Genomic DNA, 1797 nt, shown 5'->3' with positions numbered 1-1797 from the left:
GACCGGCAACCGACTCCGCACATCCCCCATCGCTCGCGCCCCAACAGCCCGGTTCCATGTGCACGGCGCTCCGGTAAGGGATCATGGACAGTAGGCGCGGGGCCCAGGGAGTTGTGTCATGGGCCGCCCCAACCGCGCCACCCGGGCTGCCATCACCCAGCGCCGTGCCGACGCGATCGACCTCAAGCTCGCCGGCGTCGACTGGCTGACCATCGGCCGCAAGCTGGCCGCCGACCCCGCCATCAACACAGATGGTGTCGCCTACCCGCAGGGGTACGGCATCGACAAGTACAAACGGGGCCTGGAACCTCCCACCGACAAGAGGCTCATCGAGCTCGCCTGCAAGGACGTCTCCAAGGCCCTGGTCGAGCGCACCACTGCCCTGGATACCAATTCCGATGAGCTGCGTCAGCTCATGGTGGAGCGACTGGAGCGACTGTTCTTCGGCGTCTACCGGGCCGCGATCCGCAACGGCGACTATCAGGCCGTCGACCGTGCCGTGCGGATCATCGAACGCAGCAGTCGCCTCCTGGGCCTGGACAGGCCTGTGCGTACAGAGCTGTCAGGGCCGGACGGTGGAGCAGTTCAGGTCCAGACCGCCGGTCTGGACGAGCTGGAACGGCTGATCAACCTCGCCGATGGCGAGGGTGGTGAGGCCTGACGAGGCTGCGGTCCTCCAAATCTATCGGTCGCTTCCCGCACAGCGCCGCCGTGAGATAGCCGCAGCCTCCACCCCCGAGCTTCGTGCGCAGCTCCTGCGCATCGAGCGCGAATTGGCGATGGACCGCTCCCCCGGTGCGATGGCCTCCGTCCTCACAGACGGTCGGGAGATGCAGGCTCCGCACCTGGCGAAAATCGACGCAGCCTTCGAGCAGGTTGCGGCCGGGAAGCCGACGAAGCTGCTGCTGACGATGCCGCCCCGACACGGCAAGAGTCGCCGTGCCGCCAGATGGGCGCCGCTCTGGTACCTCCGGCGTCGCCCAGAGCACCGGGTGATGATCGCCTCCTACTCTTCCGACCTTGCCGACGATCACGGCCGGTGGATCCGGGACGCGATCCTCAACTACGGCCCCCAGATCGGCATCAGCCTCCGCAGCGGCTCATCCGCCGCAAACCGTTTCGACCTGGCCGGCACCGAGGGCGGCGCCGTCATGGCCGGTGTCGGCGGCGGCCTCACAGGCAAGGGCGCCCACCTAGCCGTGGTGGACGACCCGATCAAGGACGCCGCCGAAGCCTCCTCCCCCACCATGCGCAAACGGCTGTGGGAGTGGTGGCAGGCCGTCCTGCTCACCCGCATCGAGCCCGGCGGCTCCGTGATCCTGATCCAAACGCGCTGGGACGAGGACGACCTCGCCGGCCGTGTCCTCGCGGACGAGGGCGACCGATGGACGGTCATCGACCTGCCCGCCCTCGCCCTCGCCGAAGACGACGCACTCGGCCGCCCCATCGGCACCGCCTTGTGGCCGGAGCGGTACGACACCGAGGCGCTCTCCGAGATCCGCCGTTCCGTCGGTGAACGCGTGTGGTGGTCGCTGGACATGCAGCAACCGCGCCCGCAGGACGGCGGTGTGTGGCAGTGGTCGTGGATCACAGAGAACCGGACCAGCGCGGTGCAGCTGCGCGGTATCGATCTGGCCCGCATCGTCGTTGCCGTCGACCCGGCAGGCGGAGAGTCCGCTGTCGGCGACGAGACGGGCATCGTCGCCGCAGCGTCGGACCGCGACGGTCACCTCTACGTCCTGGATGACCGCTCCGGTAATCGCGGAGCAGACGCTTGGGGTCGCGAAGCCTGCCTGC

General features: G+C 68.7%; 2 protein-coding genes. Both read left to right on the top strand.

The annotated features are described in order from the left end of the window. The first annotated feature begins 118 nt into the window (after positions 1–118). Entirely contained in the window at positions 119–661 is a 543-nt protein-coding gene (locus ACZ5CR_RS44405; RefSeq protein WP_468869125.1) for a hypothetical protein, read from the top strand. Further along, positions 651–1797, top strand: a 1147-nt coding sequence (locus ACZ5CR_RS44400; RefSeq protein WP_468869123.1) for a terminase large subunit domain-containing protein, incomplete at its 3' end; no start/stop codon positions are given. The genes ACZ5CR_RS44405 and ACZ5CR_RS44400, both read left to right, overlap by 11 nt.

This window comes from Streptomyces sp. NPDC031274, from assembly GCF_055570235.1.
Note: the sequence above shows the minus strand (reverse complement) of the source record. Positions and strands in the feature narration are given on the sequence as shown.